This window comes from Mycolicibacterium sp. P4_G11 (assembly GCF_056555145.1).
The window spans coordinates 445,840-470,655 of record NZ_JBFUJW010000001.1 but is presented as its reverse complement, the minus strand read 5'-3'; the positions used below and the strand labels follow the sequence as shown (position 1 = coordinate 470,655).

22 protein-coding genes are annotated in these 24,816 nt (G+C 67.1%); 5 read left to right on the top strand and 17 right to left on the bottom strand.

The window, feature by feature from the left end; all coding sequences use genetic code 11:
- Positions 1–14: 14 nt before the first annotated feature.
- The 4 genes from AC1U2B_RS02255 to AC1U2B_RS02240 form a co-directional block, all read right to left on the bottom strand.
- On the bottom strand, positions 15–3,251 hold the full coding sequence (locus AC1U2B_RS02255; RefSeq protein WP_480215513.1) for a DEAD/DEAH box helicase: 3,237 nt from the start codon (positions 3,249–3,251) through the stop codon (positions 15–17).
- Between the two features lie 67 nt (positions 3,252–3,318).
- Positions 3,319–3,864: an alpha/beta hydrolase gene (locus AC1U2B_RS02250; RefSeq protein ID WP_043393970.1), complete on the bottom strand. Its 546-nt coding sequence runs from the start codon at positions 3,862–3,864 to the stop codon at positions 3,319–3,321.
- 43 nt (positions 3,865–3,907) lie between these two features.
- A complete protein-coding gene (locus AC1U2B_RS02245; protein ID WP_480215512.1) occupies positions 3,908–4,234 on the bottom strand; it encodes a hypothetical protein in 327 nt (108 codons plus the stop codon).
- 32 nt (positions 4,235–4,266) lie between these two features.
- On the bottom strand, positions 4,267–4,518 hold the full coding sequence (locus AC1U2B_RS02240; protein ID WP_480215511.1) for a hypothetical protein: 252 nt from the start codon (positions 4,516–4,518) through the stop codon (positions 4,267–4,269).
- Between the two features lie 152 nt (positions 4,519–4,670).
- On the opposite strand from AC1U2B_RS02240, the gene AC1U2B_RS02235 reads away from it, so the two are divergent.
- From AC1U2B_RS02235 to AC1U2B_RS02220, 4 genes are all read left to right on the top strand, one after another.
- Positions 4,671–5,330: a response regulator transcription factor gene (locus tag AC1U2B_RS02235; protein WP_480215510.1), complete on the top strand. Its 660-nt coding sequence runs from the start codon at positions 4,671–4,673 to the stop codon at positions 5,328–5,330.
- Position 5,331: 1 nt separating this feature from the next.
- The gene (locus AC1U2B_RS02230; protein WP_480215509.1) at positions 5,332–6,705 is read left to right on the top strand and encodes a sensor histidine kinase; all 1,374 of its coding nucleotides are present in this window, start codon (positions 5,332–5,334) and stop codon (positions 6,703–6,705) included.
- On the top strand, positions 6,702–7,631 hold the full coding sequence (locus tag AC1U2B_RS02225; protein ID WP_260972830.1) for a TAXI family TRAP transporter solute-binding subunit: 930 nt from the start codon (positions 6,702–6,704) through the stop codon (positions 7,629–7,631). The genes AC1U2B_RS02230 and AC1U2B_RS02225 overlap by 4 nt, the downstream gene beginning before the upstream one ends.
- A gap of 103 nt (positions 7,632–7,734) precedes the next feature.
- Positions 7,735–9,315, top strand: a complete 1,581-nt coding sequence (locus tag AC1U2B_RS02220; RefSeq protein WP_480215508.1) for an amino acid permease — start codon at positions 7,735–7,737, stop codon at positions 9,313–9,315.
- An 88-nt stretch (positions 9,316–9,403) separates the two neighbouring features.
- Here AC1U2B_RS02220 and AC1U2B_RS02215 read toward each other — a convergent pair whose 3' ends face one another.
- The 11 genes from AC1U2B_RS02215 to AC1U2B_RS02165 all read right to left on the bottom strand — a co-directional run bounded on the left by AC1U2B_RS02215 (position 9,404) and on the right by AC1U2B_RS02165 (position 23,031).
- Complete coding sequence (locus tag AC1U2B_RS02215; protein WP_480215507.1) at positions 9,404–12,028, bottom strand: NACHT domain-containing protein; 2,625 nt, start codon at positions 12,026–12,028, stop codon at positions 9,404–9,406.
- A 79-nt stretch (positions 12,029–12,107) separates the two neighbouring features.
- On the bottom strand, positions 12,108–13,592 hold the full coding sequence (locus AC1U2B_RS02210; protein WP_480215506.1) for a cobyric acid synthase: 1,485 nt from the start codon (positions 13,590–13,592) through the stop codon (positions 12,108–12,110).
- 1 nt (position 13,593) lies between these two features.
- The gene (gene map / locus AC1U2B_RS02205) at positions 13,594–14,451 is read right to left on the bottom strand and encodes a type I methionyl aminopeptidase (protein ID WP_260939606.1); all 858 of its coding nucleotides are present in this window, start codon (positions 14,449–14,451) and stop codon (positions 13,594–13,596) included.
- Positions 14,452–14,473: 22 nt separating this feature from the next.
- The gene (locus tag AC1U2B_RS02200; RefSeq protein ID WP_480215505.1) at positions 14,474–15,058 is read right to left on the bottom strand and encodes a DUF1707 SHOCT-like domain-containing protein; all 585 of its coding nucleotides are present in this window, start codon (positions 15,056–15,058) and stop codon (positions 14,474–14,476) included.
- A gap of 91 nt (positions 15,059–15,149) precedes the next feature.
- On the bottom strand, positions 15,150–16,964 hold the full coding sequence (locus AC1U2B_RS02195) for a penicillin-binding transpeptidase domain-containing protein (protein WP_043986188.1): 1,815 nt from the start codon (positions 16,962–16,964) through the stop codon (positions 15,150–15,152).
- 122 nt (positions 16,965–17,086) lie between these two features.
- Positions 17,087–17,941 carry a GNAT family N-acetyltransferase gene (locus tag AC1U2B_RS02190; protein WP_480215504.1) on the bottom strand — a complete coding sequence of 285 codons (855 nt, stop codon included), beginning with the start codon at positions 17,939–17,941 and terminating at the stop codon, positions 17,087–17,089.
- Between the two features lie 73 nt (positions 17,942–18,014).
- Positions 18,015–19,190 carry a flavodoxin-dependent (E)-4-hydroxy-3-methylbut-2-enyl-diphosphate synthase gene (ispG, locus tag AC1U2B_RS02185; RefSeq protein ID WP_377042148.1) on the bottom strand — a complete coding sequence of 392 codons (1,176 nt, stop codon included), beginning with the start codon at positions 19,188–19,190 and terminating at the stop codon, positions 18,015–18,017.
- Between the two features lie 9 nt (positions 19,191–19,199).
- The gene (locus AC1U2B_RS02180) at positions 19,200–20,435 is read right to left on the bottom strand and encodes a M50 family metallopeptidase (protein ID WP_480215503.1); all 1,236 of its coding nucleotides are present in this window, start codon (positions 20,433–20,435) and stop codon (positions 19,200–19,202) included.
- Entirely contained in the window at positions 20,432–21,592 is a 1,161-nt protein-coding gene (gene dxr, locus AC1U2B_RS02175) for a 1-deoxy-D-xylulose-5-phosphate reductoisomerase (protein WP_480215502.1), read from the bottom strand. The genes AC1U2B_RS02180 and dxr overlap by 4 nt, the downstream gene beginning before the upstream one ends.
- Positions 21,593–21,678: 86 nt before the next feature.
- Positions 21,679–22,479 carry a DUF4097 family beta strand repeat-containing protein gene (locus AC1U2B_RS02170; RefSeq protein WP_480215501.1) on the bottom strand — a complete coding sequence of 267 codons (801 nt, stop codon included), beginning with the start codon at positions 22,477–22,479 and terminating at the stop codon, positions 21,679–21,681.
- Between the two features lie 45 nt (positions 22,480–22,524).
- Positions 22,525–23,031, bottom strand: coding sequence for a histidine kinase (locus tag AC1U2B_RS02165; RefSeq protein ID WP_480215500.1), 507 nt, complete (start codon positions 23,029–23,031; stop codon positions 22,525–22,527).
- Between the two features lie 214 nt (positions 23,032–23,245).
- On the opposite strand from AC1U2B_RS02165, the gene AC1U2B_RS02160 reads away from it, so the two are divergent.
- Positions 23,246–23,500 (top strand): DUF2631 domain-containing protein, encoded by a 255-nt coding sequence (locus AC1U2B_RS02160; protein WP_260939617.1) that lies wholly within the window; start codon positions 23,246–23,248, stop codon positions 23,498–23,500.
- A gap of 64 nt (positions 23,501–23,564) precedes the next feature.
- Here the strand turns inward: AC1U2B_RS02160 and AC1U2B_RS02155 are convergent, their stop codons facing one another.
- Entirely contained in the window at positions 23,565–24,302 is a 738-nt protein-coding gene (locus tag AC1U2B_RS02155) for a YoaK family protein (protein WP_480215499.1), read from the bottom strand.
- Between the two features lie 55 nt (positions 24,303–24,357).
- A complete protein-coding gene (locus AC1U2B_RS02150) occupies positions 24,358–24,786 on the bottom strand; it encodes an FHA domain-containing protein (protein WP_480215498.1) in 429 nt (142 codons plus the stop codon).
- Positions 24,787–24,816 lie beyond the last annotated feature (30 nt).

The following is a 24,816-nucleotide window of genomic DNA, read 5'->3' as shown; positions in this document are numbered from 1 at the left end:
CGGTTCAGTCTCCCTCAGCTGAGCAGTTCGCGAATGTCGGAGGCGGTGATGGCGGTGCCGAACATGTCGCCGTCGTCGATAACCGCCGCGAACAGGGCGCGTTTGCGCTCCTGCAGCGCGATCACTTTCTCCTCGATGGTGTTCTCGGACACCAGCCGATAGACGTTCACCGGGCGCTGCTGGCCGATGCGGTGCGCGCGGTCGACGGCCTGCGCTTCGGCCGCCGGGCTCCACCACGGGTCGCACAGGAAGCAGTAGTCGGCGGCGGTGAGGTTCAGCCCGAAGCCACCGGCCTTGAGGCTGATCAGGAAGACGTTCGTCCGGCCTGAGCTGAAGTCGTCGATGGCCTCCGCCCGCCTGCGCGCGTCCACCGACCCGTCCAGGTAGCTGTACGGGATGCCGGCGGCGTCCAGACGGTCGCGCAGCATCGCCAGAAATCCGGTGAACTGACTGAACACCAGCGCACTGTGGTCCTCGGCGACCAACTGGTCCAGTTGTTCGATGAGGAACTCGACCTTGGTGGAACCGGCCTCCATCGCGTCGGGGTCGACCAAACCGGGGTGCAGGCTGAGCTGGCGCAGCAGGGTGAGCGACCGGAAGATCTGGAAGCGGTTCTTCTCCCACTCCCCCAGCAGCCCGAGCACCTTCTGCCGCTCCCGCGCCAGCCGGGTGTCATAGATCTTCCGGTGCTTGGCCGACAGTTCGATGGCCAGCACCTGTTCCTGCTTGGGCGGCAGCTCCTTGACCACCTGATCCTTGGTGCGGCGCAACAACACTGGCTTGATCCGCTGCCGCAGTACCGCCAGGCGTCCCGGTTCGCCGTCGGACTCGATGGGCTTGCGGAAGTAGCGTTCGAAAATCTTGGGGCTGGGGAACAGCCCGGGCACCGTGATCGACAGCAGCGACCACAGTTCCATCAGATTGTTTTCCATCGGGGTGCCGGTGATGGCCAGCTTGAACGGCACATCGAGGCGACGCGCGCACTGGTGCGTCTTGCTGTGATGATTCTTGACGAATTGCGCCTCATCGAGAATCAATCCGGCCCAGGCGATTTCCCGATATCGGTCGTTGTCGATACGCAGCAGCGTGTAGGTCGTGACGACGATGTCGGCCGCGGCGACCTGCTCGGCGATGGGCACCGCACCGCGGGCCTCGGTGCTCGACACCACGACGGTGGTGAGGCCGGGCGCGAACTTCGCGCATTCGGCGGCCCAGTTGCCGGCCACACTGGTCGGCGCCACCACCAGGAACTTGCCCGCGCCCTGCTCCACCGCGCGGCTGATCAGAGCCAGGGTCTGGACCGTCTTGCCCAGACCCATGTCGTCACCCAGCACACCGCCGATCCCGTTGTCCCACAGGAACGCCAGCCAATTGAGCCCGTCGCGCTGGTAGTCGCGCAGCTCGGCCCGCAGTCCGGCAGGCGTGGGTACCGGAACGGGAGGCTGCGCCGCAGCCAGCCGGGCCATGTTGTCCCGCCACTGCGCGAGTTCACGGTCGACGACGCCGAGGCCCAACAGCTCGTCCCACAACGTCGCGTTCATGGACGACGCGTTCACCCGGTCGCCGTCGAGCTCCCCCAGCGCCTGGGCTTCTTCGATCAGGGCCCGCAGTTTCAGCAGTTCGGGGGTGTCGAGCCGGAAGTACACCCCGTTCGACAACAGCATGTGTGTTGCGCCCGACGCCAATTCGGCGATGACGGCAGACAGCGCCACCGGGTAGCCGTCGACATCGATGGCGATGTGCAGGTCGAACCAGTCCTGCGCCGGCGCCTCGTCGGAGGACGCGGTACCGAACCCCAGTTGCGCTCCGGCAACCGAGCGGCGGAACGTCGCGACCCGCTCGTCGATTTCGATGATCAGCTGTTCGTAATCGGCGAGCTGCGGCAGCACCTCGTGGCACAGCACCGCGATCTGGGTCAGGGACAGCCGGCGCGACAGCAGCAGCGAGGCCAGCGGGTCGTCCGCTGCGGACAGTCCGGACACCGCTTCCAGCGCCGGCGCGACCGCCCGCCACATCGCATCCTCGGCAGCGGTGTCCCGGATACCGCTCGTGCGTGTGACGCCCACGGCGTCGAACTCCTGACGCTGCCCGTTGACCTCGTACCGGGTCCGCCACTTCACGAGGCCATCGATCTCATCGGCCGTGATGGTCAGTACCGGGATCGGCCCCACGACGTCCGGCTCCGCGAACAGTCCCTCCACCATGTCGACGGCGACGGTCCGACGCAGCCGCGGCAACATGTCCACCGCGAAGTCGGACAGCGCCTCGGGCGGAATCTGCACTTTCTCGTCGTTCGCGATCAGCTTGAGCAGCGTGGGACCGGGCACCGGCGCGAAGGCCCCGAGATGCAGGATGCCGTCCACCAGTTGATGGATGCCATGCGGTGTGGGTGTGCCCACCAGCCCGACACCGTCGGGCGCCCGCGGTTCGCCGTCGACGACGAGCACCGCCGACATCTGGGCGCCACCGGTGTCGGAGACGGTGAAGTCCAGCCGCAACTGCACGTCCTTGGCGATCTGCACGGCCCTGATCCCGGCGCCGGGCAGCAAGGTGAGGCCCGCCGCCACCGCCAGGTCCAGGTCACCCCAAAAGCTCTGACCCACACCGGAAAGCACCAATTGGTCACTGCTGTAGGGGTAGTAGCCGGGCACGCCGAGGACGAGCGCTCGCAGCGCGCTGTACTGCCCTCGGTCGAACTCGCCCGGGTCAGCCGCATCGAACAGGCGCCGCCAGGTGATCCCGGTCTTGATCCAATTGCCGCGCTTGCCGACCGTCAACGGCCGCAGCGTCGCGATGGGCGTCGTGTGGTACCGACCGGCCGGCAGCATCCCGAACTCCAGGGCCAACGGATTGCCGGTGGTGTCGGTATCGGTGTCGGTCATCTCGTCCAGCAGCGAACCCAGCACCACTTGCCAGCGTTGCGGGGCCGCCCGGTCGGGTGCGCGCGGAATCGCCGCCAGCAACAGGGCAACGGCATGCTTGCAGTAGCGCCCCACCGGGCAGGTGCAGACCGCGTACTCGATCTCCAGGCTGGTGCGGGCACCGGACAGCGCCACTTCGACCTCGTAGTACTCGGATGTCGAGCCCAAGCAGGAGCCGGTGAGCGTCCCGTCGAGGGGGGCGTACCTGGCCGTGACGACGCGCCCCTGGTTCGCATAGGTCTCGCCGCGGGCCAGCGTCTGTGCGTTGAACGCACGAAGCAACTCGTGTGGCGCGAGCGCTAGCCCGGCTGTCGAGTCCGTGCCGTCCATCTCGTCACGATAACGGCCAGGACCGACAGGGGCCTCTCCCGTCGTTTCGCTCGCCCCGAGCGGCCCTTCACCAGGTGCTGCTGCGCAGCACGATCTCGTTGGCCACCTGCGCCGTGAACTCGTCGGCGCTGCGTCGGCCCACCAGCTCGGACAGCCGGAATTCGCCGTAGATGAAGCGCTGTCCGGCCTGTGCCCGCGCCCGCGCATCGGCACTGGTGACCACGACGGTGGTGTTGATCTCCACCGGCGGGCACACGTCGCCCGTCTCCTCGGTGGCTCGCGGATGGCTGCCGTCGATCGCGACCAGGGCGGTGAACCGGTCCAGTCGGGTGGCTGCCAGCCGCCAGGCCAGCTCGCCCGCGCCGCCGGCGGCGAACAGCAGGGCCCACTTCACCCCGAGCGTATCCAGAATGCCGACAACCGAATTCACGGTGAGCCGGTCGTCGGCCTCGATCACCACGGTGCGCAGTGACGCGGTGTGCAACAACTCGCAAAGGGCTCCGTGGCCGGCCGTTGCCTGCTTCGTGACGAGCATGACGACGGTCGTGGCGTTGTCGGGGCCGGACACGTCGACGGTGGCGCCGAAGCCGTCGACGGTCGGGATGATTGGCATGACGCCACCGTAGCGAACGCGGCGGGACCGCAGGTACCGATATTCAGCAGCCGCCTCCGCCACAGCCCCCGCCACCGCCGCAACCTCCACCACCACCGCAGCCGCTGGAGCCACCGCCATCCGAACATCCGGACCCACCGGCGCCCCAGCCGCCGTCACCGGAGCCGGCGTAGCCGTAGCCCGCGCCACCGGCCATCCCCGCTCGACGCCGCGTGCCCGCGCGACGGGCGGGCTGTCGCCGGCCCATCAGGATGGCCATTCCGACGATGATCCCCACGACCCCGAAGCACACGAGCATCGGAATCCAGGACGATTGCTCGCCGGCGTTGGCCGCCAATCCGGTCGCGTTGACCGCGAGTACAGCGTTCATGATCTGCTCCGTTCTCTCGTCTCTCTCGTCGCTCAGGCCGTCGGCCGCGAGGTCAGGTCCCGGTACGCCCGGCCGACCGTCGGCGCTGTCCCGTGCCGGTGCTGCCCGTCCTGGCACTGCGTGTGCGCCATCACGGCGACGTCGCAGGAATGGCCGGTCGCCACGGAGTCCGACGCAGGCATGAATTCAGTTGCGCTCCAGGAAGACCCGAGAGGGCCGAGAGCGACCACGGCGGCTGCCATAACGGAGACCGTCGCCCGGGTGAAATGGGTGTTCGGGTACATCGTGACCTCCTCAGTTGTGTTGATGAGCACATGTTTCCCTGCACCGAGCGGACGGGAATAGGGCTCGGCCCGCGCCGGGTCTTTCCTCGCACGATCCTCAGATTCATGGCGAAATCGGCAGTTCCCGGACATGGCCACCTACCATCAGGCGCATGCGCGTGCTGCTCGTCGAGGACGACCAGGGTGTCGCGGCTGCGCTCGTCGAGCTGCTGGAACAGACCGGGCTCACCGTCACGCACACCGCGCGCGGCGACGACGCCCTCAATCGCGTCAAGGGCTGTGACCTGGTGTTACTGGATCTGGGCCTGCCCGACATGGACGGGCTGGACGTGCTGCGCACGTTGCGCCGGGCTTCGACGGCGCCGGTGATCATCATGACGGCCCGCGACAGCGACGGCGCGGTGGTGCTGGGGCTGCGCGCCGGGGCCGACGACTACCTGGTCAAGCCGGTGCGCAAGGCGGTGCTCCTGGCGCGGATCGAGGCCGTCATGCGGCGGGTACAGCGCGGCGCCGGTCCGGTCGCCCACCCGTCCGTCGTTGCCGGGCCGGTGACGATCGACCGCGACCGCCACGAGGTCACCGTCGGGGGCCAGGTGCAGCCGCTGACCAAGACCGAGTACCAGATTCTGGCCACGCTGGCCGCCCGCCAGGGCGAGGCGGTCAGCCGCGAAGAGGTCATGCTCGAGTGCTGGGGCACCGCGGTGGTGGGCCGGTCGCGGTCGCTGGATTTCTTCGTCGGCCAGATTCGGGCCAAGTTGACCGGGATACCGCTGCACACCGTGCGCGGTTTCGGGTACCGGTTGGACCGCTGACGTGGGGCTGCGGGTTCGTGCGCTGCTGATGACGCTGCTGCTCATCGCGACGGCGGCGTTGGCGATCCCGCTGGCGCTGAGCCTGGCCGATCACCGCACCAACGTCCTGCACACCGAACGCGAGCGGCAACTGGCGACGCTGGCCGACATCGCCGCCACCGCGGACGCACCCGACACGGAGCTGGTGGACCGCTACCACCAGGTGTACGGCGAAGGCGCGTTGATCGTCGATGCGGACGGCCGCACGATGGCTGCCAGCGGGCTGACCGCCACTGATCCGGGGGTGACGACTGCCGCCGAGCGCGCGCTGTCCGACGCGCCCGACGCGCCCCGGGCGCGGATCATGCCGTGGGACCGGCGGTCGATGTTGGAAGCCAAGGGAATTCGGCGCAACGGTGAGCTGGTCGGCGCCGTGGTGCTGAACGTCGACCCGACCGTGGCCGCGCGCGACATCACCACCGACTGGTTGTGGATCGCGGCGGGCTGCATCGTGCTGCTCGGGCTGGCGGCCGTCGCCGCCCAGAGCCTGACCCGGTGGGTGCTGCGGCCGCTGGTCGGGCTCGAGCGCGCCGTCGAGGACATGGCCGGCGGCATCGCCGGCCAACCGGCTCAGGTGTCGGGACCGCCGGAGCTGCGCCGGTTCACGTCGGCGTTCAACGCGATGGCGCAGGCGGTGCACGCCTCCCTCGATCACCAACGCCGACTCATCGCCGACGCCTCCCACCAGTTGCGCAACCCGCTGGCCGCCATCCGCCTGCGCGCCGACACCCTCGAAGACCACGTCGCCGAATCCGGACGACCGACCTACGATTCGCTGTCGGCCGAGCTGGACCGTCTCGAGAATCTGCTGGCGCAGTTGCTCCGGCTGGCGCGCGCCGAGCAGGCCAGCCACAGCCACAAGTCCGGTCTGGTTGCGGCAGTTCATGATTCGACGGATCTGGACAGCGTCGCCGAGCAGCGACTGGACTTCTGGCAGGCCACCGCCGACCGCAATGATCAGCGGCTGCGCTTCGACCCGGCCCACCCGCATCTGGCGGTGCAGATGCCGCGCCACGATGTCGAACAACTGCTGGACATCGCACTGGACAACGCGCTGCGCTACTCCGGTACCGGCACCACCGTCACGGTGTCGACGGTCCCCACCGACAGCGGCATCGATCTCACCGTCAGCGACGACGGCCCGGGCCTGCCCGCCGACACCATCGCCAACGCCGCCACCCGGTTCTGGCGCGGGCACACCGACAGCCAGGGCACCGGATTGGGACTGGCCATCGCCACCGAGATCGCCGCCGCACACGGCGGACTGGCGTCGGTCACCCGGTCCCCCGACGGCGGCCTCGCGGTCCACTATCACCTGCCGGCGAGCGCATCATGATGCTGACCCGACGCGCATTCCTCGCCTCCGCGGCAGCGACCGTCGCGGCGGGCTGCCTGCCGAACAGCACGCAGGGCACCATCCGGCTGGCCGCGGGCGACCGGGGCGGACTGTATCTGGCGGTCAGCGAGTTGTTCGCCCAGCGCCTGCGGGTCCGCTATCCCGGCATCACGGTCACGGTGCAGTCCACCGCGGGCAGCGTCGACAACATCAATCGACTGAGGTCGGGCGAGGCCGATATGGGACTGGCCCAGGCCGACGTCGTCGAGCAATATCTGCGAGCCGAACCCCCCGCCGGCGCGCCGCTCGCGGTGGCCAGAGTCTACGAGAACTACGTGCAGCTGGTCGTGCCCGCAGACAGCCACGTTCGCCAGCTGAACGACCTTGCGGGACTGCGGGTTTCAACAGGACCGTCGGGTTCCGGTGTCGCGGTCGTGACCAAGGTGCTGTTCGACGCGGCGAAGTTGACCGACCGGATCCTCCGGGTCGATCTGCGACTGGGCGACGCCATCGCCGCACTGCGCAACCACAGCATCGACGCCATGGTCTGGTCGGGTGGGATACCCACGCCGGCCCTCGCCGAACTCAATGCCACGCTGCCGTTGCGCATCATCGACCTGACGCCGTGGGTCACCGCGATGTCGGAAATGGCGTCCTACCCGTATCTGCTGCAGCGCGCGCCCGCCGGCGCGTATGTGCCGGCCGATGTCAACACCATCGGCACGCCCGACCTGCTGCTGTGCCGACCCGACCTGCCGAACTCGTTGGCGGCCGCCGCAGTCGACGTATTGGCAACGGATGCAACGCAGCTCATGCCACCCGAAGTGCGTGGCCTGCAGTACCTGCAACCGCCGTCGATGGTCCAGACCGGCCGAATCCCGCTGCACCCCGGCGCGATCGAGGAATATCGCGTCCTGCACGGCTGAGCGCGCACCGCTGCGTCGTCGAATCGACCGCACCAGTTGGCCAGCGCGAACCCCGGAGGCAACCTATTGTTCTTCAGCATCCGGGGCGCCTAAGGAGGCCGCAGTGCCAGAAGGACACGAAGCACTTACCGAAGACGAGCTGCTACTCGCCAAGCTCGGCTACAGCCAGGAGCTGCAGCGCTCCTGGTCCGGTTTCAGCAATTTCGCCATCTCGTTCTCCATCATCTCCATCCTGTCGGGATGCTTCACCTCGTTCGGCCTGGGCTGGAACAACGGCGGACCCGCCGCCATCGCCTGGGGCTGGCCGATCGTTGCGACTTTCATCCTCGTCATCGGCCTCTGTATGTCCGAACTGGTGTCGGCCTTCCCGACCTCCGGCGGAATCTATTGGTGGGCAGCAAAACTCGGCGGAGCGAAGGCCGGCTTCTATGCGGGCTGGCTCAACCTGATCGGCCTGGTGGCCATCCTGGCATCCGTGGCCTACGGCTGCGCGACATTCATCGACCTCACCTTGGGCACCCTCAGCGCCGACTGGTTGGCCGGGTACAGCCTCACGCGGACGTTCGTCATCTTCGTGGGCATCCTGGGCATCTCGGCGCTGATCAACATCTTCTCCAGCCACCTGCTGGCGATCATCAACAACGTCTCGGTGTGGTGGCATGTCTTCGGCGCAGCCGCCGTCATCGGGATTCTGATCTTCGTGCCGAGCCACCACGCGAGTTTCTCGGACGTCTTCGCCAAGACCATCAACAACAGCGGCATGTTCGGCGGCGCCACCTCGGGCGCCGGCTGGCTGTTCGTCGTGCTGCCGATCTCGGTGATCCTCACGCAGTACACCATCACCGGCTACGACGCGTCGGCACACCTGTCAGAGGAGACCAAGAGCGCGGCCGGCGCAGCCGCCAAGGGTATCTGGCGGTCCATCTTCTACTCGGCCGTCGGCGGCTGGATTCTCTTGTTGGCCTTCCTGTTTGCGGTCCAGGATGCTGACGCGGTATCCAAGGGCGGCGGCGCCGTGGCCGCCATCTTCAACCAGGCGATGAGTTCCAAGTGGGCGGTGGTGGTGCTGTTCATCTCGACCGCCGGTCAGTTCTTCTGCGCCGTCGCCTGCCAGACCAGCGCGTCCCGGATGTTGTTCGCGTTCAGCCGGGACCGCGCGGTACCCGGCCATCGGTGGTGGTCTGAGGTCAACAAGCACCGGGTGCCGACGCACAGCGTCACCGTCACCGCCGTCGTGGCCGCCGCACTGACCCTGCCGGCCCTGGTCAAGGTCGACATCAACGGCACACCCACCCCGGTGGCGTTCTACGCCGTGGTCTCCATCGGAGTCGTCGGGGTGTACCTGTGCTTTGCGGTGCCGATCTACTACCGCTGGCGTGCCGGCGACGAATTCGAAACGGGCAGTTGGAATCTGCGCGGCCACCACCGGTGGATGGCACCTGTCGCACTGGCCGAGATCACGATCACCTCGATCATCGCGATGTTCCCGACGTCGCTGGGCGGGGTGCCGTGGGACCCGAGTTTCGAATGGAAGTTCGTCAACTACACACCGTTGCTGGTCGGTGGCGTCCTGCTGCTGTTGTACATCTACTGGCACGTGTCGGTGAAGAACTGGTTCACCGGCCCCATCAAGCAGGTCGAGGAGCCGGTGGCGTCAGTAGAGCCGGTGGCCGAGCCCGGCTGATCACGGCAGCAGGCTGTTGACGATGATCGGCCGCTGCGGCGCACCGGATTCGACGAGCTTCAGCACCGCGCCGACAAGCGCACGATGGCTAGACGACACCATTTCCCGCGCGCGAAGCCGACACAGTCTGCAGCGATGGCTCTTGAAGGAGCCAGTCGACAAATGTTAGGTGTCGGAATTCGTATGCCAAGCCATTCATTCGCAGTATGCCGGTTCCGTGGCACCAGTCCAGAAACGCTGCAGGCCGCGGTGAGAATCGGTTGTTCATTTTGAAATTCAACGAACCAATTATGTTGCGCCAGAACGACGATGAGGTTGCAAACAGGATGGCGACCATCGCACTGATGCCGTAGATCGTGGCGGTGACAAGTACGTAAGACAAGTCCACGTTCATTGCCCCCAGTGGCGCTGAGAACGTCTCGCCACCGCGACTCGCGGCGATGAATGGTCCCGCAAATCCGACGGATGCACAGAGGATCACCGCCAGTACGCGGTAAGCGCGACGCGACAGTCGATAGAGGCCAAACGCCAGAGGCATGAGCAGACCAGTGGTAACGGAACCCACAATCGAGTCTCTGATGGTTTCCGACAAGCTCGGTTTCGACATCTTGGCGGCATAGCCGTAGGGCTCCGGCGTTGGGATGCCATGGGGCCACCACCCTGGTCCGTGGGCACCAAATGACGATGCCGGCTGGTACCAAGAATTCGAGGCGACGAACGCCATCGTCACGCCAACAAGCATGGCTCCGAAAATGCAGTAAGTCAGGCCTGCGATCAGGTCATCAATGAGCAGGCGCTTGGCGGTACTGCCCGCCGCCAACCGCTCCGAGTAAGTAGTTCCGAATCGAGCTCTGACCCAAGCGAAGAGCGCAGCCACGGAGCCGAATGGGGTCCCGATACCCATCACTATCCCGACGGACGCGAAGAATGCGCCTACCGCGACAGCCCAACTGCGGAACGGCAGCGTCACGACTCCGACTGGCCAAAAGACCTTAACTACCAACAGGAGCCAACCGGCAAAGCCAAACACGGTACCCACGAGCCACAGCGCGCGCCGGGCGTGATCCAACCCACGACGACGCCTGACATCTTCCAGCTCGATCATCGGTAGTCGCCGCCATACCAGACCGGGTGAGAACGGAGAGGAAGCCCGTGGCTGCGCCAAACATAGAACTACGAACAGCACCATGCCGATCAGAGAAGGCACAGGCATCTGAGACCAGGCGTCGCCGAGAAAATTGATGAGCGGCGGACGCAGATCGATGAAGCGCGCGCCTATGTGACTGGTGAGCCAACCCAACAGATAGATGATTGCAAGCGCGAGAAACCAGTAGACAAAGTTGACGTACTTGGCGCCGGCCAACGTCCATATTCGATCCACTCCGATCGCGCCTTCTCCTGGCAGACGACGATCGCTGGAGTCGCTCCCAGTCGGATGCGGACGCACGACAGACGAAGCCAGGTTGCGCAGCCAGCCTTCGATCCGCGACGCATCGGCATCCCTGGGACGGTTTTTTGTTGCCGTCTCAGCCAGCGCCGCGGGTACGACGGAGCGGAACAGGTACTGCTCCACGGCGTTCACATCCGTACAGTTCGCTAGGTCCTCGGCGACGGAGGATCCACCGTCTGAATGAACCTGAGCGCCACCACGCAACGCTGCGATCGTCAACGTCACCATCCACGGAGTGGTTAGGGTGCGGCTGAGCACAGACGCCGGATCGCCAATCGAGTTGAGCACCGGCTCCCACGCCGACTCGTTCGTGTCAGGTGCTGCCCGCAGAGACTCATGCAGAAGAGTTGCGGTATCTGCCGGTGTCAATCGCTGGATTTCGATGACCTCGGAATTTCGAAGCCCACGTCCCGCGGCCTGCAGCTGCGCATATTCATCTGACCGGCATGTCATGGCCATTGGCTGCGTGTTCCATGGAGGTGATCCGTTGAGCAGTAGCAGTGCCGAACTTGCCCACGAATCATTTCCAGTTTGCCCAGATTCGGACCGGCTGAGCTCATCCAAACCGTCGATCAGCGGAAGTATCCACCCTCGGTCAATCAGGGCATTTCCGACACGGGGATGCACCTTATGTTCGACAGCCAGTCGGTAGACGATCCACTTCGTAATGTCCTGGGTGCCATCCCATCCCGAGGCGTTTATTCGCACTGGGATGGGTGTCACAACGGCTACATCCGCACGCCTTTGTACGTAGTACACGTTGTGCAGCTCATCCAAGATGAGTCGGATAGACAGAATCGTTTTCCCGGCACCTGGAGCACCCAAAATCACCAGCCGCTTGGTTCTCGTGCGTTCGATGTTTCGGAAGTACTCCCCGACCTCGCCCAAGTGATATTCGCGGCTCGAGTGTGATCCGCCATTCGATACAGGGACCATCTTGAAGACCGCTACGTGATCGACGACTGATTGGTCGGAGCCCAACTGGTAACCGCCAAGCTCGCGGAGAGCGCGCAACTCCCGTTGGCGCACTGAGTCGGCCAATGCATCCGCATTCGATAACAGCGTCCGTGGAGACACTGTCGGCCAAAACCAGCGCCACAGCGACCCAATAGCTTTAAATATCGACGTCAGATTGCGGGGTAACGACGACACGTGAACTGGCATATCTGTTCGGTTGGTCCTGTCTATCCTCCAGCCGAAGCAAATAGCGACCGGCGCAGCGGAGCGTATCTCGTTGCGATTCCGCGCGCTGGGCAAACTCATCGATCTCGTCGACGCGATTCGGACGAGCGCATCGTGCTGCAGGAAGCACGCAACGCCTACCCCATCGGCCATGTCGCCGCTACATGTGTTGATGCACGATCACAGGCCGCTGCGGCGCACCGGATTCGACGAGCTTCAGCACCGCGTCGATATCCACATGTGCGGCAAGCAGATCGGCCATCACGTCGAGCTGAGCATCGCGCAGCGCAGCGACGTTCACGTCGTCGGCCACCACGAAACCGTCCCTGCCGCAGCTCGCCGCCACCTCGGCGAGCCAGGTCCGGCGCACGGCGTCGTTGTCCAGCAGCCCGTGCCAATGGGTGCCGTACACCTGCCCCCGCCGGATGCCCACACCCAGCCAGTCCGGTTCCGCGCAACGCGCGACGCGACCGTGGTGAATCTCGTAGCCGTACAACGGGGCATCCCAGTGCTTCAGGGTCTTGTCGGCGTCGAACTCGATGTCCGCGTCGAGCAGGCCCAGCCCCGGTACCCGGCCCGCCCCTGATTCGACGGTGTCGTGGATCGTCGTGCACAGCATCTGGAATCCGCCACACACGCCGAGCACAGCCCGGCCGGACCGGGCATGTGCCGTGGCGGCCTCCGCCAGGCCGCGGTCGCGCAGCCAGTTCAGGTCGGAGACCGTTGCCTTGCTGCCGGGCAGCACGACCACGTCGGCGCCGGCCAACTCCGCCGCGGTGTCGACCCAGCGCACGTGCACGCCGGGCTCGCACGCCAAGGCCTCGACGTCGGTGGAGTTCGAGATCCGTGGCAGCCGTATCGCGGCGACGGTCAGCGCTTCAGCACCCCGCGGCGCCAGGGGCCGGCCCAGTTGTCCGCGCGGCGTCACCGACAGCGAGTCCTCGGCATCGAGCCACAGCTCGTCGCAGTACGGAATCACGCCGTAGGTCGGGCGTCCGGTCAGCGATTCCAGTTGCCGCAGACCGGGTTCCAGCAGCGCCGGGTCACCCCGGAACTTGTTGACCAGGAACCCGGCGATCAGTTTCTGATCCTCGGGCTCGAGCACCGCCACCGTGCCGTACAGGTGCGCCAGCAGCCCGCCGCGGTCGATGTCGCCGACCACGACCACCGGCAGATCCGCGGCCCGCGCCAGGCCCATGTTGGCCACGTCGGTGGCGCGGAGGTTGATCTCGGCGGGCGAGCCCGCGCCCTCACAGATCACCACGTCGAATTCGCTTCTCAATGAGGCCAATTCGTCGGCCACCACGCCGGCCAGCTGGGTCCGCCGGGTGAAGTAGTCCCCCGCCGCCACCGTGCCGGCGACGACGCCGCGCACCACGAGCTGCGAGGTCCGGTCCCCACCGGGTTTGAGCAGGATCGGGTTGAACCGCACACTCGGCGCCAACCCGGCCGCACGCGCCTGCATAGCCTGGGCCCGGCCGATCTCACCGCCTTCGACGGTGACGGCCGAGTTGTTTGACATGTTCTGCGCCTTGAACGGCGCTACCCGCACGCCCGTGCGCGCCAGCAGGCGGCACAGCCCGGCCGCCACCATCGACTTACCGGCGTCCGACGTGGTGCCCGCAACCAGCAGTGCGCCGGTCACGTCACGGCAGGGTCAGGATGTCGGCGCCGTCGTCGGTCACCACGAGGGTGTGCTCGAACTGCGCCGTCCACTTCTTGTCCACGGTCGCGACGGTCCAGTCGTCGTCCCAGATCTCGTAGTCCAGCGAACCGAGATTGATCATCGGCTCGATGGTGAAGGTCATGCCCGGCTCCAGCACGGTGTCGACCTCGGGCTTGTCGTAGTGCAGCACGATCAGGCCGTTGTGGAACGTCTCACCGATGCCGTGGCCGGTGAAGTCGCGAACCACGTTGTAGCCGAACCGGTTTGCGTACGACTCGATGACCCGGCCGACCACCGACAGCTGCCGCCCCGGCTTGACGGCCTTGATGGCCCGCATGGTGGCTTCGTGGGTGCGCTCGACCAGCAGCCGATGCTCTTCCGACACGTCGCCGGCCAGGAAGGTGGCGTTGGTGTCGCCGTGCACGCCGTCGATATAGGCGGTGACGTCGATGTTGACGATGTCACCGTCTTGGATCACCGTCGAGTCGGGGATGCCGTGGCAGATGATCTCGTTCAGCGAGGTGCAGCAGGACTTGGGAAATCCCTTGTAGCCCAGCGTCGACGGGTAGGCGCCGTGGTCGAGCATGTACTCGTGCGCCACCCGGTCCAGGTGGTCGGTGGTCACCCCTGGTGCGACGGCCTTGCCGGCCTCGGCGAGCGCCTGGGCCGCGATCCGGCCGGCGACCCGCATCTTCTCGATCACCTCAGGGGTCTGCACCCATGGCTCGCTGCCTTCGCGCACGGTCGGCTTCCACGCGTACTCCGGACGCGGGATCGACTTGGGCACCGGCAGAGTCGGAGACACCTCGCCGGGGCGAAGCGCGGTACGAACAGACATCGTCCCAGGGTAGCGGGCGCGGCTAGGTGCGGTCGCCGCGCCCGAACCACGTCCGGCGCGGTCCCCGGATGTCGACCGACCCGAAGACCACTCGCCCGGTCAGGATGACGTGCGGGGTCCCGTCGGCGGGCGCGTCCTTGCGATGGTCGGTGGCGCTGCCCACGGCCACCTCGACGTCGTCGATGGACGCGCTGGCGCCCTCCGGCAGCCGGAGGTCCAGGGAGCTGAACTTGAGATCGAGCTCGATGACCACGATGGGCCCACCGAACCGGGCGCGGGTCAGGTCCAGGTCGATCGAGCCGACGCGGCGGACCAGCGCCAGCCGGGTCGGCACGACCCATTCGCCCTGGCGCTTCAGCGACCCCATCACCCCGCGCAGCTCGACGCGATCCGCCGAGCCCGTGACGATGGCGTTGGGCGCGGGCAGGTCACCGACCAGCACCGCCAGCTCGCCCTGTTGCCGGGCCATCGCAACCAGCGCGGAACGCTCAGAGAACTCGTTCATGTCGATGAGCCCGAGCGCCACCGCGTTGTGCAGCCGCCGGAGCGTGCCGTTGCGGTCCGCGTCAGAGACGCGCAGGACCGCGATCTCGTCGCCGTTGGTCATCCAAACAGGCTACTCAGGCCGGGTTCGGTGGGCAGGAGCGGAGCGACCCGGGTCGGGCGAGGTTCGTTGGGCAGGAGCGGAGCGACCCGGGTCAGGCCAGATAATCGGGCGGCAGTCCCTTGAACATGTCGCGGCACATGCGGACCGCGGTCTCGGACCCGCCGCCGCCGACGATCAGGGCGGCGAAGGCCATGTCACCGCGGTAGCCGGCGAACCAGGCATGCGAGCCGCCGGAGAATTCGGCCTCGCCGGTCTTCCCGCGCACATCGCCGCTGCCCCGCAGGTCCTTGGCGGTGCCGTTCGTCACCACCAGCTGCATCATGGGCCGCAGGCCGTCGAGCATCTTCGGGCTGATCGCCCCGCTGTTGCCCGACACCGTGGTCGGGCGGCCCTCGATCAGCTGCGGCAGTGGGGTCTTCCCGGCCGCGACGGTCGCCGCCGCCAGTGCCATCCCGAACGGGCTGACCAGGACCTTGCCCTGGCCGAAGCCGTCCTCGGTGCGCTCGGCGAGGTTCACCGTGGGCGGCACCTTTCCGGTGACGGTATCGATCCCGGCGACCTGATAGTCGGCGCCGATGCCGTACTGCGCCGCGGCGTTGGTGAGGGCGCGCGGCGCCATGCGGCTGGCGAGCTCGGCGAACGTCGTGTTGCACGAGTTCGCAAAGGCCCTGGACATCGGGACCACGCCGAGGTCGAACCGGTCGTAGTTCGGGATGGTCCGCTGCCCGATGTCGATGGTGCCGGGGCAGCCCAGCAGCGTGTTGGGTCCGGCCATGTCCGATTCGATGGCGGCGCCTGCCGTGACCATCTTGAAGGTCGACCCCGGCGGGTACAGGCCCATGGTGGCGGTCGGGCCGTCGGTATCGGCGGCCGCGTTCTGCGCCACGGCCAGGATTTCCCCGGTGGACGGCTTGATCGCGACGATCATCGCCTTGCGGCCCACCATGTTCACCGCATCCTGGGCGGCGTTCTGCACGTTGCGGTCCAGGCTGATGGTGATCGACGGGGCCGGCTTGCCCTGAACCTCGTTCAGGATGTCGATGTCCGCGCCGTTCTGGTTGACGCTGACCACGCGCCAGCCGGATTGGCCGATCAGCTGGTCGGCCACCTGCTTCTTGACCTCGGTGACGATGGCCGGCGCGAACCGGGGATCGGTGGGCACCATCTCGGGCTGCGGGGTGATCACCACGCCGGGCAGGTGACCGAGGGCCCCCGACACCTTGTCGTTGTCCTCGCGGCGCAGGGTGATCAGGTTCAGCGGTCCGGTGGACGAGCTGGCCTGTTCGGCGAGCCGCTGGGCGTCCATGGTGTTGTCGAACTGCCGCAGCACGTCGGCGACCACGCGGGAGGTCCGCATGAGGTCACCGGCGGCGGAACGGGCATTGAGCGCATAGTTGTAGTGGTACCCAGGTACCAGAACGTTCGTGCCGCCGAGCTCGTTGACCGAGGCCCGGACGGGCTGGTCGGCGCGCAGCTGGAAGCTCTGGTGCTCCCCCAGGTTCGGATGCAGATCCGTGCTGCCCCAACGGACTTGCCAACGGCCGTCCTGCCGGATCATGTTGAGCTGCCCGGTGTAGGCCCAGGTGCGGTCCTTGGGCAGGTGCCAGGTGTACCGATAGGTGATCTTGCCGGTGTCCTGGGTGTACTTGGAGCCGAGCACCTGCGCGTCGAGCTTGGTCGCCTGCAGACCGGACCAGGCCTGGTTGATCGCGGTACGTGCGTCGTTGGGTTTGTCGGACAGGTCGGCGGCAGCACCGGTGTCCCCGCGGCCGAGGGCAGCGAAGAACGCCTGTGCGGTCGGCTCGGGGCCATTGGGCTTCGGGGTGCAGGCCGTCATCGCTCCTGCGACCGCCACGACCGACAACAACGCGGCCGAGCGTGAAACGGATGATGTGTGCGTTGCCATTGGGACTGATGTTAGAAGTGTGACAAGCCGGTCTCGGGGAGGCACACCGAGACGCAACCGTGACGTTTTTGTGAGAAAGCGGACGCCCGAACACTCGTGTGTGGCAACCCGCCCGGCTGAGGTCAGTCGAGCAAGACCGTGGCGTAGGTACCCAACTGGGTGAACCCGATGCGCCGGTAGATCGCGCGCGCCGGGCCGTTGAAATCGTTGACGTAGAGGCTGGCGGTCCGGCCGCTGCGCAGCACCGCGGACGCCAAGGTCGCGGTGCCCGCAGCACCCAGACCACGGCCACGCCAGTCCGGATGCACCCACACGCCCTGAATCTGACCAACCCGCGACGTCTGCGCCCCGATCTCGGCCTTGAACACCACCTGGCCGTCCTCGATCCGCGCCCACGCCCGGCCGGCGGCGATCAACCCCGCCAGCCGGCGACGATAGCCGCGGCCACCGTCGCCAAGACGCGGGTCCACACCGACCTCGCCGATGAACATGTCCACTGCCGCAACGACATACGCGTCCAACTCGTCCATCCGGACCGGACGCACCGCGGGATCGAGCGTGCACTGCGGGGCATCGGACAGCGTCAGCAGCGGCTGGCAGTCCCGGACCTCGCGGGCCGGGCCCCACACCTGCGCCAGTTGCTGCCACATCGGCAGCACCAACTCCGCGCGGCCCACCAACGACGAACACCGGCGCGGGGCACTCATCACCTTGTCGGCGAAGACCATCATGTCGGCCGCGGTCCCCCGCATGGGGATCAGATTCACCCCGGCGAAGCACAGCGACTCGGTGGCCTGGCTGCGGGTCCACAGCTCGCCGCCGATGGCCACCGGATCGAGACCGTGGTCAGCCACCCGGGCGGCCACCATGCAGGTGCCCACTGGATCCTCGTCGAAGACCTGCTGCACCTGGGCGACTTCGCGCACCACTGATATCCGGCGCGCATCTGCGATCCGGAAAAGTGGAGGTGCCGACATTCACCGACCTTCTTGCGAGTGTGACCTGATCTACTGGTGAGGCTTGCCCGTGACCGCGATCACAAGGCTGTGCTCAGCTTACGGTTACGACGGGCGAACCGCTCGCATCGGTGCCGGACTCGGCCGCGATTCGCATCGCCTCTTCGATCAGGGTCTCGACGATCTGAGATTCGGGGACCGTCTTGATCACCTGGCCGCGGACGAAAATCTGGCCCTTGCCGTTACCCGACGCCACCCCGAGGTCGGCCTCACGCGCCTCACCCGGGCCGTTCACCACACAGCCCATGACGGCGACGCGCAGCGGCACGTCGAGCCCGTCGAGCCCGGCCGACACCGCGTTCGCCAGCTTGTAGACGTCCACCTGGGCGCGGCCGCAGGACGGGCACGACACGATCTCCAGGCCGCGGGGCCGCAGATTCAGCGACTCCAGGATCTGGTTGCCGACCTTGACCTCTTCGACCGGCGGTGCGGACAGCGATACCCGGATGGTGTCGCCGATGCCCTCGCTCAGCAGCGCGCCGAACGCGACGGCGCTCTTGATGGTGCCCTGGAACGCCGGACCGGCCTCGGTCACGCCGAGGTGCAGCGGATAGTCGCACTTGGCGGCGAGCTGGCGGTAGGCCTCGACCATGATCACCGGGTCGTTGTGCTTGACGCTGATCTTGATGTCGCCGAAGCCGTGCTCCTCGAACAGCGAGGCCTCCCACAGCGCCGACTCGACGAGCGCCTCCGGCGTGGCCTTGCCGTACTTCTCGAGCAGTCGCGGGTCGAGCGAACCGGCGTTGACGCCGATGCGGATCGGGATGCCAGCGGCGCCGGCAGCCTTGGCAACTTCCTTGACCCGGCCGTCGAACTCCTTGATGTTGCCCGGATTCACGCGTACCGCGGCGCAGCCGGCGTCGATGGCCGCGAAGATGTACTTGGGCTGGAAGTGGATGTCGGCGATCACCGGGATCTGGCTGTGCCGGGCGATCTCGGCCAGCGCGTCGGCGTCTTCCTGCCGCGGACAGGCCACGCGGACGATGTTGCAGCCCGACGCCGTCAGCTCGGCGATCTGCTGCAGCGTGGAGTTCACGTCGTGCGTCTTGGTCGTGCACATCGACTGCACGGAGATGGGGAAGTCGCTGCCGACGCCTACGTCGCGCACCATCAGCTGTCGGGTCTGGCGACGCGGCGCCAGGGTTGGGACTGGTGGCGCCTCGCTGGCGCCATCTCCGATGCCCGGCATGCCCAAACCGATGGAGGTCATCACGGTCTCCTACTGGAAGATTCGAATGGGGTTCACAAGATCTGCCGTGACGGTCAGCAGCATGTAGCCGCCGATCACCACCAGGACCACATAGGTGGCCGGCATCAGCTTGAGGTAGTTCACCGGAGCCGCGGCGACTTTGCCGCGGGACGCGCGAATCATATTGCGGAGCTTCTCGAAGACCGCGACCGCAATGTGTCCGCCGTCGAACGGCAGCAGCGGCAGCAGGTTCACCGCGCCCAGGACGAAGTTCAGCTGCGCCAGGAAGAACCAGAACATCACCCACAACCCGTGGTCGACGGTGTCGCCGCCGATGATGCTCGCGCCCACCACGCTGATCGGGGTTTCCTTGTCGCGCTCGCCGCCGCCGATCGAGTGGATCAGCGCACCCACCTTGGTCGGGATCTTCGCCAGCGACTTGCCCAGTTCGACGGCCAGGTCACCGGTGAAGGTGAAGGTCGCGGGCACAGCGGTCAGTGCGTTGTACTGCGTCGGTCCGGGCTGCGCCGCCGCGGTGACGCCGATGGCGCCGACGGTCGCCGCGGTGTCGGAGTCCTTGACCGTGAATCGCTGGGTCTGCTCGACGTTGACGGTGGTGGTGAACGTCTGGCCGCCGCGTTGGTAGACGACCGGCACAGTGCCGCTGAAACCGCGGATGGCCTTCGCCATCTCCTCGAACGTGCTCACCGATTTGTCGCCGACCTTGACGACGGTGTCCCCGGCCTTCAAGCCGGCCGCGGCGGCGGGACCGGCCCCCGGATGCGGGCACGGACCGAACGGGTTGTCGCCCGTCTTGGCGATTTGCGGTGCCACACAAGCGGTCTCACCGATCACCGCGGTCGTCGTCTGGTGCAGATTCGGCAGGCCCCACGTCACCGCGATGCCGTAGATCAGCACCAGTCCGATGATGAAGTTCATCGCAGGTCCGGCGAACAGCACGGCGACGCGCTTCCACACCTTCTGCTTGTACATCGCGTACGGCTCATCCGCGGGCGCGATCTCGTCGACCGACGTCATGCCCGCGATATCGCAGAAGCCGCCCAGCGGCACAGCCTTGAGGCCGTATTCGGTGGTGCCGAGCCGGTTGGGCCGGTGCGTGGACCACAGCGTCGGGCCGAAGCCGACGAAGTACCGCCGCACCTTCATCCCGGTGGCCCGGGCCACCCACATGTGGCCGCACTCGTGCAGGGCCACCGACACCAGAATGGCCAGCGCAAAGAGCGCAATACCGATCACGAACATCATCGGGCGGGCACAACCTCCTGTGCGATGGTGCGCCGCGCCCGGTCCCGGGCCCAATCCTGCGCATCAAGTACGTCTTCCACGGTAGCGGGTTCGGCGGCCCATTGATCCGCAGCGCCCAGCACGTCGGACACGGTCCGCACGATCGCCGGGAACCCGATGCGCCCGTCGAGGAACGCTGCCGCTGCCTCTTCGTTGGCCGCGTTGTACACCGCGGTCAGGCAACCGCCGCGGGTTCCGGCCTCGCGGGCCAGCCGGACCGCCGGGAAGACGTCGTCGTCCAGTGGCTCGAACTCCCAGGTCGAGGCCTTGGTCCAGTCGCAGGCAAGGGCGGCGCCCGGGACGCGGGCCGGCCACCCCAGGGCCAGCGCGATGGGCAATTTCATGTCGGGCGGGCTGGCCTGCGCCAGCGTCGAACCGTCGGTGAACGTGACCATCGAGTGCACGATGGACTGCGGGTGCACCACGACGTCGATGCGGTCGTAGTCGATGCCGAACAGCAGGTGGGTCTCGATGAGTTCCAGCCCCTTGTTGACCAGCGACGCCGAGTTCAGGGTGTTCATCGGCCCCATCGACCACGTCGGGTGGGCACCGGCCTGCTCGGGGGTGACGTCCTCCAGGTCCTTGGCCGCCCAACCGCGGAACGGGCCGCCCGACGCGGTGAGCACCAGCCGGGCCACTTCGTCACCCGTGCCGCCGCGCAGGCACTGGGCCAGCGCCGAATGCTCGGAGTCGACGGGCACGATCTGCCCGGGCTGTGCGGCCTTGAGCACCAGCGGTCCACCGGCGACCAGCGACTCCTTGTTCGCCAGTGCGAGCCGGGCACCCGAATGCAGCGCGGCCAGCGTCGGCTTCAAACCCAGCGCCCCGACCAGCGAGTTCAGGACGACGTCGGCCTCGGTGTCCTCGACGAGCCGGGTGGCCGCGTCGGCGCCCGCGTAGGTGACGTCGCCGATGCGCTCAGCTGCGGCGACGTCGGCCACGGCGATATTGGTGACGCCCGTCTCGGCGCGCTGCCGAGCCAGCAGTTCGGCATTGCCGCCGCCGGCCGCCAGGCCGACGATCTCGAACCGGTCGGGGTTGGCGGCGATCACCTCCAGGGCCTGGGTACCGATCGACCCGGTACTGCCGAGCACCAGGACTCGTAGCCGCTCACTCACCTCTCTATTGTGCCGCCCCACCCGGCCTTCGGCGTCGGTGGTGGCACATCGGGATCAGCGGCGACGGAACCAGCCGGCGATCCGCGTCAGGCGGGCACTGCTGTGGCGCGCCGGATGGCGATGTCGCCCGAGGCGGTCCGGGCATGCACGGCCAACCGACGGTCGTCGCCTTCGGGGCCGGCGGCGGGGGTCAGATCGCTGTGCACCTTCCCGGACCGGCTGTCCAGATCGAGGTTCGCCGCGGTCCCCTCGGCGACGCCGACCTCGACGTAGCCACTGGCAGTGGCCACCGACACCGATCCCGATTCGGCGCCTGCCACTGTCAGCGATCCGGACGCCGTCCGGCTGTGCACGGCTCCGCGCAATGCCCCGACGGTGGCCGAGCCGCTGGCTGCCTGAAACTTCAGGTTGCCGTCCAGATCGTCGATCGACAGGTCTCCCGAGGCCGTGGATACCGTGGCGTGCCCCAGCACCCGGCGGGCCGCGATATCGCCGGATGCCGTGGCGGCCTTGATGTTTCCCTGTACCGAGTCGAGGACAGCGCTGCCGCTGGCGGCGTTGAACCGGCAGTCCGCGACCGCGCCGTCGACCTGTAGATCAGCTGACGCCACCGAGACCGAGAGCCTGGACAGTGCCGGCAACGCGATGTCGACGTTGACGGCACCGCGGGACAGCGACAGCAGCTTTCTGCCGACGATCACCGTCAGCGCACCGTTCGAGAAATCGATGTTTGCCTGCTCGGCCGCCCGGACGTCGGCGGCCCGCAGCGGGTCACGTGGCGTGACACGCACCTCGGTGTCGGTCCGGTCGGCGGCGGCGATGCGTACAGCGCCGGCCGCGAGTTCGATCGTGGCGGTGATGGGGTCTGGCGTCGGAAACGTTCGCATGGTGCTCTCCTGTCGGTGGGTGGGGTTTCTTGTCTGCTGTTTTCGTCAGCGGACCCAGCCGCTGATGGTGTTGCCGCGCTGTCGATCGCGTGGCGCCGGCCCGCCGAGCGCGGCACCGACGGCGCGAACCAACCAGGCGTTGACCGATAGCCCGTCGCGCCGCGCCGCGGCGTCCACACCGCCGCGCAGAGCCTCGGGCAACCGCAGGGTCACGCGCCAGGTGCCGCCGTCGTCGCCGGTCGGAGCGCTGACGGCGCCGTCGGCCAGGTCCGCATCGGCGGCGACCGGCGGTTCGGGATCCGCGTCGGCCGGGGTCCCGGTCACGACGAATTCCGGGTCGCGACCGCGCAATCGCACGTCGACCGACGCCGGCGCCAACTCACGCGTGATGTGTTCGGCTGCCTCGGAGAGCGACTCGAGCAACGCCAGGCGAAGTGCGGAGTCGAGCGGTGCGCTGAGTCGTTCGGCGAGTTCAGCCGCCTCGGCGCCACCGGCCGCGGCGGCGATCTCCAGCTCGATCCGAACTCCGTCGACGTAGGGTTGCAGGTCCATGACACCACTATGACATCACTTTGGTGTCACCGCAAGCGTCAAGATGACGCCACGCCATGTCGCCCACGCGCCACCTACCGCCCGTCGCGCGACTACGACCGACTTGTCGCACTCCTCAACGCGTCTCGTCCCTCGGCGCTAGATCGTCGCGCGACTACGACCGAGCGTCGTATGCAAGAATGACCGCAATCCATCGGATCGTTAAGGAGTAGCCGTGGCCACCACCGAGGTCGAACGAAGCACCGGCGTCGATGTCGAGGACGTCCCCTCGGCCGAGTGGGGCTGGTCCAAGATGAACCGCGGCGTGATTCAGGTCGGCGGCATCCTGTCCGCCCTCTTCCTGCTGGTGATGCTGCGCGGCAACCACGTCGGCCACGTCGAGGACGCCTGGCTGATCGGGTTCTCCATCCTGCTGTTCGTCATCGTGATCCGCGGCTGGTGGCTGCGCCGTCGCGGCTGGATCCGCTGACCTCAGTCCTAACGACAAAGGCCACGAACTCGTTCGAGTTCGTGGCCTTTGTCGTTGCCGGGTTTCAGGCGGTGGGCTCCCGGTGCCGCCGGTCCGAATGGAAGAACGTGACGAGTGTCGTTGCGCCGCAGATCAAACCGACCGTGCCGATGAGCTGCGGCCCGGTGATCCGGTCGGCCAGCCCACCACCCACGGCCGCGCCGATCATGAACGACGACAACAAGGCCAGGTAACCCAGCCAGTCGTAGACCGTGCCGCTGCCACAGATGTGGCGCTCCAGCCCCTGCCCCAGCTTGACGACCGTTCCGGTGACGTAGCTGAGCGGCACCGCCACTTCGCCGCGCTTGACGAAGCTGGTGTTCAGGGCACCCACCGCGAAACAGATGATCAGGATGCCGGTGAAGTTGACGTCCTCGTAGTACCAGCCGTCCTCGTACAGCTCGACCACGGACGCCACCAACAAGCCGATGGTGACCAGCGCGGTGGCACCGTGCGGATGGTTCTGCCAGTACCGGCGCCGCAGGAACGACGCCACGAAGACGCCCGCCAGGAAGCAGGCCATCAACGACAACGCCGCCAGCGGCCCCGCCCCGGACACCTTCTGACGTTCCGCGACATCGAACCAGCCGAGCACGGCCCGTTCGGTGTTGCCCGTCATGAAGGTGACGAAGTATCCGGCACTGTGCAGGAACGCGACCGCACCGATCATGCCGGCCAACCACGACAGCAGCCACGACAACCGCGCCTCCGGTCCGATGGCGTCTTCCTTGCTCACAACCCTGTCGGGTGACTGCTGATCCACCGGCACATTATGTACGGCGCGGATCGACGGACGGCTCAGATCAGTCCCGGCGCGGTCACCGGCCTTGCGGCCGGCAGGTGAAGCTGAGCCGGAACTTGCCGATCTGGATTTCGTCACCGCTGGTGAGTGGGAGCGACGGGACCTGGACTCCGTTCACAGACGTGCCGTTCAGGCTGCCGACGTCGACGATCCAGTATTCGCCATCGAGCCAACGGATTTCAGCGTGCTGACGACTGACGGTGATGTCGTCGAGAAACACGGCACTGTCAGGATGCCGGCCGGCGGCGACAACATCGTCGACCAGCAGGAACTGGCCGCCAGGACCGGGGCCGCCGGTGATCACCAGGACCCCCGAGCCCGGGTGTACCTCGGACACCCTCTGGTGCCCAGCATGCCCTGTGGCACCTTCGCTGATTACGCGGTGGATCGCGGTGGTGTGGACGGTGACGTCGTCGCCGAGGCGCGCGTGATCGGCCAGATTCATATCGGGTTTCCTTTGCCTGTCTGGGTTTTC